Source organism: Bacillus sp. TE8-1 (genome assembly GCF_008368855.1).
GTDB lineage: Bacteria > Bacillota > Bacilli > Bacillales > Bacillaceae_G > Bacillus_A > Bacillus_A cereus.
In genome coordinates this window covers 1-18,949 of the sequence record NZ_QPET01000007.1, presented here as the reverse complement: position 1 = coordinate 18,949, position 18,949 = coordinate 1, and the positions used below count along the sequence as shown (strand labels likewise).

Here is an 18,949-nt window from a genome sequence, read left to right as displayed (position 1 = left end):
TACAAAAGCAACGAATTTACTATTTTAAAGTTAAGTGTTTAACCTTTAAGTACTTAAATTCTTTTTTCCAGATAAAGCATACATTATATCTTGATGTTTTATTGTCCTCTTATAATTATGTGGTATCGGGAATTTATTTCGGTGTTCTTTTATTATAATTAAAGTTTGAAGTTCTATGCTCAATACTTTTGCGAGGACATGATAGTTATATCCATTATTTAACAGAAAAATTATGTCATAAAACATAGTTTTTCCACCCACTAATTTTACTAATTTATTCTTTAACTCATCCCTTTTTTCTTTAGCTTCATCAATTTCTAACAACATAGATTTTTTATTTGTCTGCTTAATGTATTGAGTATACAACTCTGGGAATTCTTTTTGTACTTCTTTGTTTAATACGGGTTTATATTTAATCATGTAAGTAACTTGTAACAATGAGCGTTTTAACAAACTATCTTCAATGAGATACGCTACTTTATTAAATAAATGTACATATTCCTCAATATTGGAATAACTATTAAAATGAGCTAATACTCTACTTTTTATACTAAAAGCCTTGCCTACATAAATAATATTGTCATTATAGTCTTTAATGAAATAAATACCACTGTCAGATTTTTTCAATTTATTATCCAATTCTTCTATACTCATAAAATGCAATTCACTCATACTTCTCTCTCCTTAGCAGTTTTAAATCGTAAAAAACAAGCAAGGTTTCTAAAAAAGTACTTAGCTGCCCTAGCATCTCTTATTTTATCTCTTGCTAAATGTCAAAAAACTGCTTCTATGTTACTCAACTATCAATATGATTATTAATAAAATTTTCGATCGTTATTATCTCGCAATTTTATCATGTAATTTCGAGATCGTTTCCTCATTTAAATTACTGTGTTTTATCGAATAAAGGAAATATACTACTACCCCAATAGTAATCCAAATACTAAAGTACACCCATGTCCTTAACGGTAAATTTAGCATTAAAAACACACAGCATACAATTGCAACGCATGGTAATACAGGTACAAAAGGTACCATAAATCCACGTTTTAAATTTGGGTGTGATTTACGAAGGATAATAACTGATAGACAAACTAACGCAAATGTCACCAAACTACCGATATTAACTAAATTAACTAATTCTTTCAAATCAATAAACCCAGCTATTATAGAGCTCCCTATTCCTGCTAATCCAGTTATAAAAGTGGGTGCTCCAGTTTTCTTATTAACTTTCGCAAATGATTTCGGTAACAATCCATCACGACTCATTGCAAAGAATACTCGTGTTGCCGCATACATATTGGAAAAAATAACAGCCATAAGGCCAATTACAGCACCTGCAGCAATTGCACCAGCGACTTTTCCTTGTCCTACAACTTCCATTACATACGCCATTGCCTCAGGAACATTTAATTCTTTATAGGAAACCATTCCTGTCATAACAAGGCATACCATAACATAAATAATTGTACATATGATTAATGATGCAATAATACCGATTGGAAGATTACGTTTCGGATCTTTTACTTCTTCTGCTGAAGTTGCTAATATATCAAAACCCGTAAAAGCGAATAAAATAGCTGCTCCACCCGTAAAAACTCCACTTAAACCGTATGGTGCAATTGGTATCCAGTTCATTGGTTTTACATAGAATATACCAACCGTAATAAACAACAAAATCATTCCAATTTTAATCAATACCATTGTATTATTGATTCGTTTGCTTTCCCTCGTACCACGGGATAACATCCATGCTAATATCAATGTAATAATTACTGCTGGTAGATTCACAATACCACCATGCGAAGGAATCGTTACTAGAGCTTTAGGTATCTCTAATCCAAATCCCTTTATTAAATTGTGGAAATAGCCTGTCCATCCAGCAGCGACAGCTGCTGTTGCCACGATATATATTAACAGCAATGACCAACCTACTAGATGAGCAACAAACTCACCAATTGTTGCATATGAGTACGTATATACACTACCAGACGCCGGGAGTGTAGAAGCAATTTCCGCGTAACATAATGCTATAAATCCACATATAATTGCTGCAAGTATAAATGAAAAAATAACTGCTGGACCAGCATCTCTTGCTGCTACTAATCCAGTTAACACAAGCACCCCCGTTCCAACTATCGAGCCTATCCCTAACATAATTAAATCAAATGCTCCTAATGTTTTCGTTAAAGTCTTGCTTTGATTATGCTCTAACAATTGTGTAACGGATTTCTTTTTTAGTAAATTACTCATATTTTCTGTATCCCCTTTAAAATAAGGTTGGTTTTTCTCGTTAGTGTTGTATATAAATTTACTTAGTTATTAACTAGCCTCATAATATTTCTTTTACATTAAATAGATTTGAAATATTATATAAATTCGCTTCTCACTTACTAGTTAAACTAGACATTTCCATAGATTTTTGCGTACAACGTTTCATAGCTGAAATGATAGCTGTTCTTAAACCTTTTTCTTCTAGCGTTACTACAGCTTCTATCGTCGTTCCACCTGGAGAACAAACCATATCCTTCAATTCACCTGGATGTATTCCTGTTTCCAATACCATTTTTGCAGAACCTAATACAGCCTGAGCCGCAAATTTATAAGCTTGTTTTCTCGGCATACCACCAAGTACAGCAGCATCTGCCATGGCTTCTATAAACATATACACATATGCTGGAGAAGAACCACTAATAGATGTAACAACATCCATTAGTTTTTCATTTATGACCTCCGTCTGGCCGAAAATATTAAATATGTTCAGTACCTCTTTTATATCTTTTTCTGTAACCATTTCATTAAAACATAACGCAGACATTCCTTCTCCAACAAGTGCCGGTGTATTAGGCATTACTCTAACAACCTTTAACTTTCTACCAAATTCATTCTCAGTGCTCTTAATACTTTTTCCTGCAGCAATAGTTACAACGATTACATCATTTTTTATTTGATCTTTTATTTGGTTAATTACCGATGAGTATAAATCTGGTTTGATTGATAAAATTAAAATGTCAGCACTGTTAGCGACTTCATTGTTGTTAGTAGTTATAGTTATGCCATATTCATTACTAGCATTTTTTAAATTAATGACGTTTAAATCTGAACAAATTATTTGATCTGGAGAAACTATATTTTTTTTTATCATCCCACCTATCATAGCAATACCCATGTTTCCACATCCGATGAATCCTATTTGTTTATTCATAATAATTTGCTCTTGCTCCTTCTACTCTAAATTTTATTGATTTTGAAATTATTATTCTAAATAAGGGCTATTACAATTACTTGGTTTATCAATAGAATTTCAAAATTCTCCTTCCTATAATGAGTTATGTTTTCGTATTTCGTTTACAAGCATGCATAAAAAAAATGAAGAGACTTTCTATTCATAGAACTATTAAAAACGAGAGTAAAATGGTGATAATTTTTATGAATTAATAATCTTTAACTATTCAACATTTTAAATAGAGCTTACACATCCCTCTAATAATTACTTATTTTAACAATTTATAGTTAAGCTTAAGAAAATGTATTTAAATTCCAAATAATTATCCCCATAGATAGTATGAAACAAAGTAATGCAGGAATTGCCATTAAAATAGATTGTTTTGCTCGAAACATATGAGCATGAATAGCTCCGACCATGAGAACTGCTATTAATGTATTTGCTCCTAGCGCTAAGTATTGATTCCAAATACCACCGATTATACCTATTGCTCCAACAATTTCAACCAAACCAATTATAGACATAAACCATAATGAATATTGATATTGTTGCCAATGTTCTACCTGAAAAGATATATGGAAAATTTTTATGAATCCCCCTACTACAATAAAAATTGCTAAAACTACCTGAAGAACAATCATCTTTTAAACTCGCTCCTTTTAAGACTTTGTTAATTTTCATACTTCACAAGGAATAAATATATGCGTTTTACCAATATCAGAAAGGGAGGTATACATAATTTAATTTTTTATACGCTAAGAACTAAGTAGATAACCTTTACTACATAATATTTTCTTAAGAAAAATATTTATTTTAATATATTTGTCTCTTTTGTTAACCTGAATAGATTGTTTTTAATTTCAGACATGCTGATATTTTTTCTTGAAACACCGGTTTCTACTGCAGCACGTGCGACAGCATATGCTACATGTGGCACCACCCTAGGATCAAACGGATTTGGAATGACATAGTTGACATGAAGCTCTTCTTCTGAAATTAAATCAGCTATTGCATAAACAGCTGCTAGCTTCATTTCTTCATTAATTTCTTTTGCTTGTACATCTAAGGCTCCACGAAAAACTCCAGGGAAAGCTAATACATTATTTACTTGATTAGGAAAGTCAGAACGTCCTGTACCAACTACTAGTGCTCCTGCTATTTTTGCTTTATTAGGCATAATTTCAGGTGTAGGGTTAGCCAAGGCAAAAATAATAGGATTATGATTCATAGAACGAACCATATCCTCATCAACTACACCTGCAGCTGATACGCCAATAAATACATCAGCATCAATCAGGGCCTCTGCTAATCTTCCCCGCTTCTGTTCTATATTTGTAATACGAGCTATTTCTTCTTTAAGCGCATTCATTCCAATAGGTCGCTGTTCATATACTATCCCTTTTGTGTCACACAAAATAACATTTTTCACATGCATATGGAGTAACAACTTAACAATGGCTATCCCAGCAGCACCAGCGCCATTTACAACGATTTGAACATCTTCAATTTTTTTATTTGTTAACTTAAGTGCATTAATTAGGCCAGCAATCGTTACAATAGCTGTACCGTGTTGATCATCATGGAAAACAGGAATATCACAAGATTTTCTTAGGCGCTCCTCAATTTCAAAGCATTGAGGTGCTGCAATATCTTCTAAGTTTATCCCACCAAAATTTAGTTCTAATAATTTAACAACCTCAACAATCTTATCCGGATTATTAGTGTTTAAACAAATAGGAAAAGCATCGATCTCAGCAAATGATTTGAAAAGTAAAGCTTTTCCCTCCATCACTGGCATAGCTGCTTTAGGTCCAATATTCCCAAGACCTAATACTGCAGTTCCATCAGATATAACTCCAACTAGGTTCCCTTTCATTGTATAATCATATACTTTGCTTTCATCTTTATAAATCTCTAAGCATGGCTCAGCAACACCTGGTGAGTAAGCGAGACTTAAATCTGTTGAATTTTGTACTTTAACTTTAGAATAAACACCAATCTTCCCCTGTTTTTCTTTATGCATTTTTAATGCTTCATCTCGTAAAGGTGACATATAATTTCGCTCCTATAATTAAGTTAAGAGTTCATTAACTCTATCTTAAACTTGATATTGTATGATATAAGTAAGACTTCTAATATAATCATTATTTATTTTTATAACCTTTTAACATATCTTTTGCATAACGATTAGGGTATAAAGTATTTAACATATTGTATGGACTTCCCTTCCAATATCTTCTTAATGGTGTCCATAACTTATGTTTAATTAACCATCTTTGTGTGTAAATAGATAGTAATTGCCCCTCTGTTAGTTTTTCCTTTTCTTCAATAGTCCACTTCAGCGCCTCTAATGCTTTTTTTTCAGTCCAAAATCCGGTAGGTGTGAATTTATATTCCCATTCTTTATTTTGACCAGGATATAAGTCATTGATCATGGCGTACGGACTGTTATTCCAGAATATTTGACAAGGAGAAATTAAATTATGAATAGTAAGCCATTTTACACTGTAAACTTGTAATAATTGAAAAGAAGTTAATTTTTCTTTTTCTTCAATAGTCCACCTTAATGCTACCAATGCTTTTTCTTTAGTCCAAAAATTGTTAGGAGTCATACTAAATTCCCACTCTTTAAATTTATTAGGATATAAAGAATTTATCATTGCATAAGGACTACCATTCCAATACATAACTAATGGTGCACTGAGTTTATTTTTCTCTAACCATTTTTTACTATAGAATTTGAATAGTTCTACTTTACTTAGCTTTTCTTTTTCTTCAACAGTCCATTTTAATGCTTCAAGAGCTTTTTCTTTAGTCCAAAAATTTAATGGTGCCATACCAAACTCCCACTCTTTAAATCTATTGGGATATAAGTCTTCAATCATCTTATAGGGACTATTATCATAACTATGTTTGAGCGCGCCGAGTAATCGATATTTTATAATTAAAGGCGTATTCCATTTTTGTTTAATATCCTCTTCATTCCATTTTAAAATTGTTTCAATTAAATATTTTGTGACCCTTTTAGATAGCTCTCTATTGCTATCTTCTTTCCATGTATTCGGTGGAAACCTACTTCTTTTACCGTCTAATATTTCTTGATAGATTTCTTCTATTTGCACTGCTTTCGCTTGCACTTCAAACTCCCTCCTATTCAAGACATATAGCGATTCCTCTTTCCTAACGTTAAATAACACACCAATAGTAACTATTGTGATTTACTTTTATAACGCAAAAGAAATGTATAGGGTAAAATCATTTCTTTAATCTATAATAAGAAGGACATAAAAAAACAAAAAGTTACAAAAATTTTTAAATTAAAATTTTTGTAACTTTTTGTTTTGATGCAAATATAATTTCAATTAAGGTATCTCACCGTTTTAAACTTGACGCTCCATAATCTTGTATAGTTACATTTATATGATATTTAATCGGTACCTTACTAAATGTTCGATCCCAATCTTTTTTGACTTTCTCCCATGTTCTCGGGTGCTTAATTCTTAATTGGTTGCCAAAACCCGCAATATCGACTTGGTATTCTTTTTGTATTTTTTTTGTAACATGATGTACTAAGTGCTTTACTTCTTTTTCAATAGCTTTTTCTTCCCTTTTCAAAAATTCATTTTCAAAATCTTTTCCTGATTGCATCCAATTTTCAGACAAACGCCCTTCTGATTCAATGTTTACATCAAAGGAAATATTATTTCCGTTAACATGTGGTATGATTTTGCTTTTTATTGACTTTATTTCGTATATAATGAGTTTCTTTGATTCTTTATCAAAAGTTTTTACCACACCACCATTCCTTTTTCCGTTTATCCATACTACTCCTTCCAATTCCTGCTCATTTAAAAAGCCCATCAACTTTTTTGTCTTCCCTTTAATTACAGCAGCTCCTGCAAATTTTATTTCCCCATTTATCGAGATTACATTTTGCAAAAGAAAACTGGCCCCTGACCGCATCTTTCCTTCCAATTTAGCGAGCGATACAGGAGGTAAAATCCTTGTTGTTCTATTTCTATTATCTGCAATTCCAGACAAACGAAATGCTGGGATTTCTCCTTTTTTGTTTGATTCCAGTACCTCCTTCGCTAGACCCTTGCTAATTAAGAGCATACAGCTAAGCCGAACTTCATTGTCACGGAGATACTGTTCAAGTAATTGTTCTAAACTGTATGTACGTACAAGACTATCGCTAATAACAATATTTTTTAAATGTGGGCTGAACATTGTGCTCTCTCTTTTCAATGAAAACTCACGAACAATTTGATGAATGGAATCACCGGTCTCAGAAACATTTATATAACGTTTTTGTTGTCCATTTCCTTTACTTTGTGCTTGCGAACTAACAATTTGATAAGTAGCTGTTATAAGGTTTCTTTTAGGATAACCTCCTTCCTCATCCTCTTTCTCAATTGTTGAATCCTTCCCTTTATCTAGTGCTATACCTGCAGTTAAACTTAATTCTTCTACTTCTTTACTGCTCCAACACCCTGTTAAAAATAGAAGCAAAAGCGTCCATAACAAAGCCAAATAGAACCGCATATAATTAAATTTATGTTTCACACTACTCCTCCTTTTAATCGCGTAATAATAAGAAGAAGCAGTGGCAGTAAACCAAATAAAAATAAAGCAGCATTACCGAGCATATCCCCCAATTTAAGCAAGTCATTTATATTTTTCGAAGTCATAGCAATGATGTAAATGATTGGAATCAAAGCAAAAATAAATGGATGAATACTCTTTTTAAAGAGTTGCGCTAATCCTAATGCAGCTGCATAATAACTAATCGTATAGGTAGCAAATATTTGCATAATCCATATTACAAGCAGTAAAGATTCAAAACGTTCAAATATCAAACCAGAAATTTCAAAACTGCGCATAAGGTCAATTGTCGGCCATGTTCTTGTTACAACCCCATCAACTGATAATGCACCAATGACCATTACAACAGTTATTACATAAAAGATTAACGGAATAGAAATTCCAACTAAAATAGCTTTTACTGCTTTCTTTCGTTGTTCCATAAATACCAAAAGAATTAACATAATTTCAGGACCTGTATATGCGAGAGACGTTGTTTTTATCCCATCTAACACTGGTTTAATTCCCAAACCTAATACGGGACGGAGATTATCCATCTCGAATATTCCGATACTCATAAAGGAAATGATTAAAAAAATAAAAACAGTAATAGGAAATATTATTTCAAACATCCGTGCAATTGAATTAATACCACCCATAATCAAATAGAGACCTATCCACATAAAAGGCATAACAATAGCCCATGTGGGGGTTCCTTCTAGTAAAAAAAAGCTTATTACTTCTGCCATTGAACGAATTTGAAATGCTGAAGTTGTAAGAAAATACCCTATAATAAGAAAACTAAGCAATCTCCCTATCCATTTCCCTACAATATCTTGACTGTATTGGTAAAATGTTTTTTCTGGAAACTGCTGACTTAATTTGACCATAATTACTCCTGAAACCATTGCCAGTATCCCACCTAATATCACACTTAACCATACATCTGGTGTTTTCACTTTTTCCACAGATGCTCTGGGCAAAGTAAGAATTCCTGTCCCAAGTATGTAATTTACAATAATAACAACTGCTTGTGAAGTTGTTATTCGGTCTTTAGGTATAGTAATCACTGAAGGCCACTTCCTTTCGTCATCAGCTACCTTTTGCGGATAGTTTTTTTGGTATGCATTATTTTCGGTCGACGTCTCATTATTTTTAATGGCATGCGAACCATAAAATCTTTCCAATCACTGAATCGATATGGAACAGCAGGGCTGGTATAAGGAACGCCAAAACTTTTCAGTTTCACTAAATGACTGCAAAGTAAAAGAAAGAAGAGAATAACTCCATACAATCCAAATATCGCAGCACAAAACATAGCTACAAAACGAAGAATGCGTAACGTAATTCCCACACTATATTGCGGAATAGTAAAAGAAGAAATAGCTGCTACCGCAACAACGATAACCATTATTGGACTAACAATTCCTGCTTCTACGGCAGCCTGACCAATTATTAAACCGCCCACAATTCCCATTGCCGGTCCAATCGGTTTAGGCAGACGTAAACCTGCTTCTCGTAAAACTTCGATAGCTACTTCCATAATTAACGCTTCTATTAAAGCGGGAAAAGGAACTCCTTCTCGCGATCCGATAATAGAAATAGCGAGCTTAGTGGGAATTAATCCTGGATGAAATGAAATAAAAGAAATATACAGTGCTGGAGCAAATAATGAAACAAAAGCTGTCATGAAGCGTAATAAGCGGAGAAGCGTACCAGGAAGCCACCTTTCATAATAATCTTCTGGTGATTGCAGCAGCATACTAAATGTAACTGGAGCAATTAAAACAAATGGTGTTCCATCTAACAAAATAGCTACTCGACCTTCCATCAAAGCACTAATAACACGATCAGGTCGTTCTGTATTTTGAATCTGCGGAAAAGGACTGAGATAATTATCTTCAATAAGTTGCTCTATATAACCAGATTCGAGTACACTGTCTATGTCAATTTTCTGAATTCTGTTTTTTATTTCATCCACCAATTCTGTACTAGCAAGATCTTTAATAAATGCGACGACTAACTCTTTCTTTGCACGTTCTCCTACTGGTAGCTTTACTAATGATAAGCTCTCATCCGCACAGTGTCGTCGCAAAAGTGAGGTATTATCACTTAATACTTCAGTAAAACCGACCCGTGGCCCTCTGACTAATGCCTCCGATACTGGTTCTTCAATGTTTCGTTTATTTGCTTTTGTTGTACCAAGAATAAACACATCTGCTAAACCATCAATTAAAAGAGCTGTTGAACCTATCAATACTTTGGGTATTAAATCTTTTATGTAATGGACTTCTGCTACTTCACTAATTGTAAGAACTTTATTTTTAATATATTCTTTTGAAACAGTCCCCTCCACATAAGAAGATTCATTTTTATATTCATCAGAAAAATCATCCATTAGTAATTTCATAATATGTTTGTCAATTATCTCTTTATCTGATAGACCATCAACAAAAACGATCCCAGCCTGAATATCTGTGCGTCCAATATTAAACTTCCGAAATCGAACATCAGAATTATGTCCGATTTGTTGCTTTATAAGTTCTAAGTTAGAGGCAAAATCATTTGTGAAATGAACGTTTGTATTTTGAGATGGTTTATGCTCTTGTTTCGTTTTACTTTGAATATTATTTTTTTTCACTTGTTTGTCTCTTGACTTCCACCAACTCATTCTTCCCACTCTTTCTCTGACATACGAACCCAATGAAAAAATCTTGAGATAGTATACGGAATTAAAAACAAGATAAAAGCTTGTACAAAGACTTTCCAATCTGGAAGATAAGAAGTAATTATGTTCCACATTTTTATCACCCAATTTATATACTCTGCTAGGATTGAGATTTCTAAAAAACGATATGTACTTAATAAAAAATAACGATAAGATTAAAGAGCAGAAAAGCGAGACATTATGCTTATTTCGTACCAATAACCTAATTAGTATAAAAACATTTCTGACCTAAAATACCATTTCCAATTATAATTTGTTAAATATTATCTCCTTTTCCCTTATTTATATGCCCGCATTTGAATTTCAAATAATATAAGGATCAATGATATTTCCTCTTAAAGAAAAAAAGATGCCAGAAGATAGCATCTTTTTTTCAATTCAACTTACTATGTATTTATATTTTATTGTTAAAATACTCGTTTTTTTTAATGAATATTAATGTGTAAAAAATACATATTCTTTTGTTTTAAGTTCATACACTTCTACCGAATCGATACGGAATTTTCTGATTTTAAAGCCAATATGAAATAAAGGAAAATCCTCTCTTAGAAAAACTATATAAAACCAATAACATGAAAATAATTATCAATCTATCAATTGAAAATAATACTTAGCAAGAGTTTATCATCTTAACTCCAAGTGTATTCGTTTTGCTTCAAAATAAAGAACTTGAATAAATTTTTTCGTATCAATACGAGCAGGTAATGTTGGTTCATTATTCAATTCTGTCATCTTTCTCCTTACGGTAGTAAAATCAAAAAATCTAGAAGCATAATTTTCGAACTTCGGGTTTAAAAAATCAGTAAGTCCAAGGGATGCTAAATGGTTTAATGATTGATAAATTGCTCTCCGAATCCGTTGTTTGGAAGCTTCTATGAACCTTTTTAATTCGGCATCTTCAGCTGAATCCCCAAGTTTTTTTTGAGCTAAATTCATAAAAATCTCTTTTAGTGAGGGAAAGCCTTGTTCCAACGTGTTATCTTGTTCATATTTATATAAATAATCTAGCATATCCATTAAATCTTTACTTCCACTTTCACTGGCTATTCCTAATTCAGACAAAAGAAAATGAATGGAATTTTGAAAATGATTGAAAGTATTTAAATGTTTTTCACTACGGTATTTTTCTTGCGTACTTAAATTACTATCCAATTTTAGTACCATATTAAGCGATTCTTGAATGTTTTTTATCGATTTTTCCAAACGAATTCGTTCAATGACTTTCCGAACAACTGTTAATACTTCAATCCGGTTAATTGGCTTAATAATATAGTATTCAACACCAAGCGAATAAGCTTCAGCAATTAATTCTTTTGATTCTACTTGAGAGACCATGATGATTTTCCCTTTAAACGAAGGTTTTATTTGACGAATTGTTTTTATTCCATCTTGATTCGGCATTAACAAATCGATAAATAAAATGTCTATATTTTTAAGGATTACCATTTGTTGCTCTAAAGATAAACCATCCTCAGCTTCTCCTATAACCTCCCCAAGATCTTCATCCTCGATAATTTGAGCCAACATTGAGCGAACCGCTTTTTCATCATCTACTATATAAAAATACATAGAATCACCCTTTCGAAATTATATGATCAATCCCTAATCTAATTATAAAAATTGATCCTTTTCCTTCGGTTCTGTCCTCAAGCGTAACATCACCTTCAAGTTGTTCGACCATTTCTTTAACATACGATAATCCGATACCTGTCGATGGGTTGCCTAAATCATCATATTTAGAAGTAAACCCAGGCTCAAAAATTGAATCTTTATATTTTGAAGAAATACCAGGACCATTATCGCCTATTTGAAATTCAACAAAATGGTGGTCTTTATTAATGTCAATTGTGATGGTTCCCATACCTTGGATAGCTTCTACAGCGTTTGTAACGATATTATTTATAATAGATAAGATTGTGTAAATATGATAATGAGGATGCACACCATCAATTTTATACACAAATTGGATGTCTTTCTCTAGCAACCGTGCATATTTCGTATTTGCCCGTATAATGATATTTACTAGTTCATGCACAGACATATAATCTGTAAAACTTTCATCAGAAATTAATTTTGAAAGTCCCGCAAAAATACGTTGGTTATCCTTTTTAACATCATGGACCTCACCAGCAATTTGTAATGCCTGTTGCCTTAAATCCTCAAACTGAAAATCCATCTGTTTGTGCTCAAAAGAGTCTAAGGTTTTATATAAATCATAGGATTTTTTTGTTATATTCTCAGCATCTTGTAATGTTTTCTTTAAATGAACAGCATCTTCATATAAATTAGAGATAAGCATGAGCATATGTTCATTTTGTTTCTTTATATGTCTCTCCCTTGATTGCGCTTCATACAATTTCATCATATTGAAAAAGCTTAGAACTATAAAACTATGGGAACATGCGATAACAATGATCTCATTTATTGCCTCGGATGTGATCGATGTTTTTAATACGAAATATTGAATCATTAATTCCACACAGTCTGACAGTATTTCAATCATGCAACCAATAAAACCAATCATTAGTGGTTGATGATAAAAACGTTTGATTTTTGCTAAATGAAAGAGATACGAATAAGTAAAATAAAAGAAAAAACTAGGATAGTGAGTATGAAAAGCGGCTAGCCAATCCATATTTCCCTTTATAATGACATCCATTGAGATACGAAATACTACCACGACTATCGCTGTTAAAAAACCCGGTAAAAATGCTGGAATTCGTCGAAACAATAACAAAAAAAAGAAAAATGTTGGTGCGCCAAAGCTCATTCTAAATGTTTCATTTAAAGGAAATGACTTTATTTCACCTACTAAGGGTACTGTAAGTATCATTAAAACGAGAATATAGATGTCTTTTTTTACTAAATTACTAAGATTCAAAATAATCACTTCTCACTTTCGCCTAACAGTCAGTATACAAACCTATTTGCATTAATACAATACTTACTCTATTTTTTTCAAAAACTGATAAATAAGATATAAACGAAAGCATTCTAGATTGTGAGTATTCATTACACCCTTCTACTTTAGAAAGATACTTTATAACTCAAAAATGTTCAGACACAATATAAGGTCTGAACACTTTTGGACTCGCTCTAACACCAAAATATCTGTGCTCCTTTTTAAAATATACTTAAATCCCATTCTTTTGCAATATGTTCTAACAACATAATTCCTGGTAAACTATTCCCATATTCATCAATGGCTGGTCCGTAAATACCAATACCACATCCATCTTGGAACGATAAATCCTTCCTAGATTTTGAGGGAACAAGTGTCATAATTCCGCCCGATACCCCACTCTTAGCTGGTAATCCAATGAAAGCAGCAAATTTTCCAGAAGCATTGTACATTCCACAAGTTAGCATTAAAGCTTTTGTTAACCTAGCTACTTCTTTAGGGAGCACTTGTTCTTTGCGAATAGGATGATATCCATCATGTGCTAGTATAAGCCCTATTAAGGCAATATCTTCTGTATTTATTTCAATCGAACATTGTTTTAGGTAAACCTCTAGTGTCTCCTCCACATCTGATTCTAGAAAACCATTCTCCTTTAAATAGTATGCTAATGCTCTATTACGATGAGCCGTTTCCCATTCTGATTGAAATACTATTTCATTAATAGCGGGACGCTTCTCTATCATTTTTTCAATTAATGCGTATAGAGATTCTAATTTTTCTTGCACCGATGTCCCTGGCAAAAGTGAAGCTATCGTAATTGCTCCAGCATTAATCATAGGATTAAAAGGTTTTCCTGGTTTATGTATCTCTAAACGAATAATTGAATTAAAGGCATCTCCAGTTGGCTCTACGTCAACTCGTTCTAATACATAAGAAATACCGCGACTTAAACAAGCGGCTATAAAACCGATTACTTTTGATATACTTTGTAATGTGAAAGGTATCTCCCAATCTCCTGATTTTATCATTGTTCCATCTGGCTTTACTATACAAATACCTAACTGCGATACATTTATTTCCCCCAGAGCAGGAATATAACTGGCGCTTCGTCCCTTAGCTGCATACGTTCGATAATGAGCTACCCATTGATCTAAGCAAACTTTTTCTTGACCCTCAACTTGAACGCTAGAATCCTTTATCATTTAATCATATTCCCCCGTACTATTAACTTTATATAGAATGATTTTTTCTTTACTATAATCAATAATATTTGCACTAGAACCAAGAAAAATATTCAGACATATTGCAGTCTGAATATCCTTCTTATTACACACTTTTCTTTTTTGAAGTTTTCTCATAACTATCCCAACATTCAATATTTTCAAGCCCTTTAATGTTTTCTTTATAAAAAATAGGATCTTTACCAGCTTTTTTCTGGTTTATATAATCTTGTAACGCCGCAAATGCTACTTTTGAAAGTAAGGTAATAGCAATTAAATTAATAATAACCATAAAGCCCATAAATAAGTCCGCTAAATCCCATACAATTTGAATCTTTGCAACAGAACCAAATACAATCATAGCCAACACACTTATTCTGTATATCATTAACCACACTTTACTTGTATGTAAGAAGCGAATATTTGTTTCACCATAATAATAGTTGCCAATTAACGCACCAAATCCAAATAAAAAAACAAAGATAGCAAGACAACCCGATGCCCAAGGACCTATGTGTTCACTTAATGCTGCTTGTGTAAGTGCAATACCATTTAACCCCGGTTGTTTATATGCATCAGACAGCAAAATAATAAAGGCAGTGCTAGTACATATGATCAGTGTATCCGTTAATACACCAAATGCTTGAATCAGTCCTTGTTTCACCGGATGACTTGTTGTTGCTGTTGCGGCAACGTTTGGTGCACTTCCCATACCAGCTTCATTTGAAAATAAACCACGTTTAACTCCATTCATAAGTGCTGCACCAATTGAACCGCCTGCTATTTGTTTAAAACCAAATGCGTTTTGAACAATAAGAGAAAGAACTTCCGGCATTTTTGATATGTTGGTAACTACAACAAATAATGCAACTCCAATGTATAATACCGCTAAAAATACCACCTTGTATTCAGCCATTTTTGCAATACGTTGTACACCACCAAAAATAATCGCAGCGAAAGCAATGGCCATGATTATCCCAACTGTTAGACGATCTGTACCAAATGAGTTTTGAAAAGCAATTGTAACTGTATTTGATTGTACTGAATTGAATACAAGACCAAAAGTAATTGTGATTAAAATAGAGAATAATACTCCCATCCAACGTTTATTCAACCCTTTTTCCATATAATAGGATGGACCACCGCGGAAACCAGTTTTATCTTTTACTTTATATATCTGTGCTAATGTGCTTTCGACAAAACTGGAGGCCGAGCTAATAATAGAAATAATCCACATCCAAAATACAGCTCCAGGACCACCTAATGCAATTGCAATCGCAATTCCTGTGATATTCCCTGTTCCAACGCGGGCTGCCATACCAATACAAAACGCTTGAAAAGGAGAGATTTGATCTTTAGAACCACTTTTCCCCTCCATTAATACACGGACCATCTCTTTTAACATTCGAAACTGTACAAAATTCAATTTAAATGTAAAATAAATTCCGCAAATAACAAGCATAATAATTAACAATTTAGACCATAAAAAATCATTTGTTGATCCGACTAACTCTACAAAAAATCTTTCCATATTATCACTCCATACCAAAAATTTATCTATCATAATCTATATAAAATCACCTATATTCCTTGGCATAAATACCTCATTCATATTCAAATACAACAAGGATAAAAATTTTCTATATGAATAGAATTGGCCTGTTTAAACAAACATCGCAACATGCAACTTCAAAACTGAATTTTCTAAAAACTTTCCGTTTATACACACGATGCTCTATCCCCTTCTGCAAAACTAATATTCTTATCCACTAATGTTGTTGTACTATTATGTTTGTTTCGTTTACCGGTGATTTATATTTAAATCATAATAATCAATAGTGATTAACTGGTTTTTTGTTAATTTTCTTAAGAACATGGAAATATCTCCTTTCTTACTACTAATCTCAAAAATAGGCTAGGTAAAAATTTCACGAAAAACCTATAAAGCGCTTTCAATCTTTAACTAAGAGAAGCTTGTCTTTAATTTATAATTAAAAGTACAGAATGTTACGAAAAAGTACAGATTTTTATAAAAACAAAAAAATATTTTAAGATTTTTCATCTAAAAAAACAGTGAGATTTTGTGAATTTTATACAGTATCCAAACGTCGCAGATTTTGTTCTACCTATCCTTTGACAAGCCTCTATTTTCTTCATAAAAACATGCATACTTTTTCTCTTTTAGAAGTTCATATAAAGTATTTGAAATCAAGAATCAATAGAATATTATAAGAATATTAAAAAAATAAAGCATTTAATTTATTTATGGTATCATACAAAAAACATTTGTTTTCTCAATTAATCCCCCTAGTTGGATTCGTCTATATTGCACATATTTACAACATGAAAGACACTAAGAAAAAAGGATTTTGTTGAAAGGATGAAACATTACAAAACTCTTATTTAGGACCTTATGACATCGTCTTTTCTAGCAATATCGAGTTATCCCAAAAAACGTATATTTACTAACATAGATTACAGGTGGTGTATTGTGAAAGAAATAGTATTCGTTCAAAATAAAAAAAGACTCCTTATGAAATTCGAATTTTTAAAAAAGGATTTAGTGCTTACCATTTCACTGATACTAGCAATTGTAAGCTGCTTAATACATTCGCCAAAGATCGAATATATTAACTTTGAAGTGTTAATTAGCTTATTTAATCTAATGGTGGCCATTAAGGCCTTGGAACAGCTAAAGATATTAGACAAACTTGCTGTTGCGATTTTAAATAAATGCAATAACAGCAGGTCAATATCTATTATTCTAATTTTGTTATGCTTTATTTGCTCCATGTTTGTAACAAATGATGTCGCTCTCCTCACTTTTGTACCAATAACACTTGTCATTAGTAAAAAAACACAAATGAACATGATGGATACAATCATCCTGCAAACAATTGCGGCAAACATCGGTAGTAGCTTGATGCCTATGGGAAACCCACAAAATTTATACCTATATTCTTACTATGGAATTAAGCTCATCCCATTTTTAGGTTCAATCCTGCTTTTAGCTGTACTTGGAATTAGTTTGTTATTTATATGTACTCAAAAACTTCAAAAAACAGATTTGAAAATAGAACTACCTGTTATTACCGTGAAAAATCGAAAAAAAGCTACCGTCTGGATTTTAATACTTATCACTATCATTGCATCTATTTTTGGTGTCATTAATTATTACATTGCGCTAATAGTTACATTGGTGGCAGCATTTACGTTAGATAGAAACTTACTATTTAAGATCGATTACTTTCTTCTAATAACCTTTGTCTGTTTTTTTATTTTCATCGGAAACATTTCACATTCGGATGCACTGGAGACATTTGCTCGCGCTAATTTAAAAGGAGATACTTCAGTCTTCTTTAGTTCCATATTTTTGAGTCAATTGATTAGCAATTTTCCTACTTCAATTCTTCTATCAAACTTTACTTCTGATTGGAAAGCTTTATTACTAGGAGTAAATATTGGAGGACTTGGAACAATTATCGCATCTTTAGCCAGTGTAATCTCCTATAAACTATTCATTCAGGCCAATGTTAAAGAGAGTAAGGCGTATTTAATTAAATTTAGCATTTACAACTTTTCATTTTTAATCATACTTACATGTATACAATACTTTATGTTTAAATTTCTAAAAATTTTTTAAAAAATTGATTCCTTTAGAAAAACCCAAATTTCTCAATTTAATGCTGAGATATTTGGGTTTTAATATAGGTATGTTTAAAGAGCTACAACAAAGTTACCATCAATTTAATATTTTGAGATGTTCTCACAGCGAAAATCTTTTAGCTTTTACGTTGTTTATTAGATTTCAGTTCATTTTTGAAGTCTTCTTCACAAAATCCTTAATGTCCCTCAATTTTTTCCTGCTAATATTATCTTTAATGGTTGAATCTATTTCAATTTCTAATTTTGCAAATGCTGCTCCTACACAATTATAGATACTTAATCCCTCTATACTCTTTCAAGCGGTAATCCATTCCGATGGAAATTACAAATGACAAAATTTATCCGTTTTTCCTACTTGCTAAATTCAGCAAGTAAAATGTTTTTAAAAACTTCCGCGTTATTAATGTTTAAACTGTTCGAATTGATAGCGAGTGTATGTTTACCTCCAAGTGTTCCACCAGCAAAAGTGGAAAACCCTGGAACGCCCCCCCTGTGTCCCCATACCGAGACACCGTTCGGAAGCTTAATTTCAAGGATTCCAAGACCATATCCGGTTCCCTCTCTATTTGTAGGAACTGTAGTAAGCATTTGTTTTAACTGCTGTTCCTTCAGTAATTTGCCAC

At 32.4% G+C, this 18,949-nt stretch carries 14 protein-coding genes and 2 pseudogenes; 1 reads left to right on the top strand and 15 read right to left on the bottom strand.

Translation table 11 applies throughout. The features are described 5' to 3' along the window. Nucleotides 1–45: 45 nt before the first annotated feature. The 13 genes from DN404_RS06120 to DN404_RS06060 form a co-directional block, all read right to left on the bottom strand. Complete coding sequence (locus DN404_RS06120) at nt 46–672, bottom strand: GIY-YIG nuclease family protein (protein ID WP_149214835.1); 627 nt, start codon at nt 670–672, stop codon at nt 46–48. Between the two features lie 165 nt (nt 673–837). Then, a complete protein-coding gene (locus DN404_RS06115) occupies nt 838–2,253 on the bottom strand; it encodes an amino acid permease (protein WP_016122783.1) in 1,416 nt (471 codons plus the stop codon). A 133-nt stretch (nt 2,254–2,386) separates the two neighbouring features. Continuing rightward, complete coding sequence (proC, locus tag DN404_RS06110) at nt 2,387–3,205, bottom strand: pyrroline-5-carboxylate reductase (protein WP_001041290.1); 819 nt, start codon at nt 3,203–3,205, stop codon at nt 2,387–2,389. A 314-nt stretch (nt 3,206–3,519) separates the two neighbouring features. Continuing rightward, nucleotides 3,520–3,867 (bottom strand): DoxX family protein, encoded by a 348-nt coding sequence (locus DN404_RS06105; RefSeq protein WP_000636506.1) that lies wholly within the window; start codon nt 3,865–3,867, stop codon nt 3,520–3,522. Nucleotides 3,868–4,034: 167 nt separating this feature from the next. Further along, a complete protein-coding gene (locus tag DN404_RS06100; RefSeq protein WP_000074777.1) occupies nt 4,035–5,279 on the bottom strand; it encodes an NAD(P)-dependent malic enzyme in 1,245 nt (414 codons plus the stop codon). Between the two features lie 91 nt (nt 5,280–5,370). After that, nucleotides 5,371–6,363 (bottom strand): DUF4046 domain-containing protein, encoded by a 993-nt coding sequence (locus DN404_RS06095; protein WP_001148033.1) that lies wholly within the window; start codon nt 6,361–6,363, stop codon nt 5,371–5,373. Nucleotides 6,364–6,598: 235 nt separating this feature from the next. Next, a complete protein-coding gene (locus DN404_RS06090; protein ID WP_149214834.1) occupies nt 6,599–7,792 on the bottom strand; it encodes a Ger(x)C family spore germination protein in 1,194 nt (397 codons plus the stop codon). After that, the gene (locus tag DN404_RS06085) at nt 7,789–8,880 is read right to left on the bottom strand and encodes a spore germination protein (protein ID WP_149214833.1); all 1,092 of its coding nucleotides are present in this window, start codon (nt 8,878–8,880) and stop codon (nt 7,789–7,791) included. Before DN404_RS06085 ends, DN404_RS06090 begins: the two co-directional genes overlap by 4 nt. A gap of 26 nt (nt 8,881–8,906) precedes the next feature. Further along, entirely contained in the window at nt 8,907–10,481 is a 1,575-nt protein-coding gene (locus DN404_RS06080; RefSeq protein ID WP_149214832.1) for a spore germination protein, read from the bottom strand. Between the two features lie 681 nt (nt 10,482–11,162). Then, nucleotides 11,163–12,107, bottom strand: coding sequence for a response regulator (locus tag DN404_RS06075; protein ID WP_000274085.1), 945 nt, complete (start codon nt 12,105–12,107; stop codon nt 11,163–11,165). Between the two features lie 4 nt (nt 12,108–12,111). Beyond that, nucleotides 12,112–13,428: a sensor histidine kinase gene (locus DN404_RS06070; RefSeq protein ID WP_000584790.1), complete on the bottom strand. Its 1,317-nt coding sequence runs from the start codon at nt 13,426–13,428 to the stop codon at nt 12,112–12,114. A 233-nt stretch (nt 13,429–13,661) separates the two neighbouring features. Continuing rightward, nucleotides 13,662–14,642: a glutaminase GlsA gene (gene glsA, locus DN404_RS06065; protein ID WP_149214831.1), complete on the bottom strand. Its 981-nt coding sequence runs from the start codon at nt 14,640–14,642 to the stop codon at nt 13,662–13,664. Nucleotides 14,643–14,766: 124 nt separating this feature from the next. Continuing rightward, entirely contained in the window at nt 14,767–16,191 is a 1,425-nt protein-coding gene (locus DN404_RS06060) for an alanine/glycine:cation symporter family protein (RefSeq protein WP_000439283.1), read from the bottom strand. A 960-nt stretch (nt 16,192–17,151) separates the two neighbouring features. Here DN404_RS06060 and DN404_RS06055 point away from each other — a divergent pair. Next, entirely contained in the window at nt 17,152–18,303 is a 1,152-nt protein-coding gene (locus DN404_RS06055; protein ID WP_016122788.1) for an anion transporter, read from the top strand. 165 nt (nt 18,304–18,468) lie between these two features. On the opposite strand, the pseudogene DN404_RS06050 reads toward DN404_RS06055, so the two are convergent. Then, nucleotides 18,469–18,567: pseudogene (locus DN404_RS06050) on the bottom strand (cytochrome P450); the annotation flags it as partial. A gap of 110 nt (nt 18,568–18,677) precedes the next feature. Beyond that, nucleotides 18,678–18,949: pseudogene (locus DN404_RS06045) on the bottom strand (serine hydrolase domain-containing protein); the annotation flags it as partial.

Bases quoted from the DNA above. Each gene is read 5' to 3' on its own strand.
- DN404_RS06120 (WP_149214835.1), bottom strand. From the start codon at position 672: ATGAGTGAATTGCATTTTATGAGTATAGAAGAATTGGATAATAAATTG.
- DN404_RS06115 (WP_016122783.1), bottom strand. From the start codon at position 2,253: ATGAGTAATTTACTAAAAAAGAAATCCGTTACACAATTGTTAGAGCAT.
- proC (WP_001041290.1), bottom strand. From the start codon at position 3,205: ATGAATAAACAAATAGGATTCATCGGATGTGGAAACATGGGTATTGCT.
- DN404_RS06105 (WP_000636506.1), bottom strand. From the start codon at position 3,867: ATGATTGTTCTTCAGGTAGTTTTAGCAATTTTTATTGTAGTAGGGGGA.
- DN404_RS06100 (WP_000074777.1), bottom strand. From the start codon at position 5,279: ATGTCACCTTTACGAGATGAAGCATTAAAAATGCATAAAGAAAAACAG.
- DN404_RS06080 (WP_149214832.1), bottom strand. From the start codon at position 10,481: ATGAGTTGGTGGAAGTCAAGAGACAAACAAGTGAAAAAAAATAATATT.
- DN404_RS06075 (WP_000274085.1), bottom strand. From the start codon at position 12,107: ATGTATTTTTATATAGTAGATGATGAAAAAGCGGTTCGCTCAATGTTG.
- glsA (WP_149214831.1), bottom strand. From the start codon at position 14,642: ATGATAAAGGATTCTAGCGTTCAAGTTGAGGGTCAAGAAAAAGTTTGC.
- DN404_RS06060 (WP_000439283.1), bottom strand. From the start codon at position 16,191: ATGGAAAGATTTTTTGTAGAGTTAGTCGGATCAACAAATGATTTTTTA.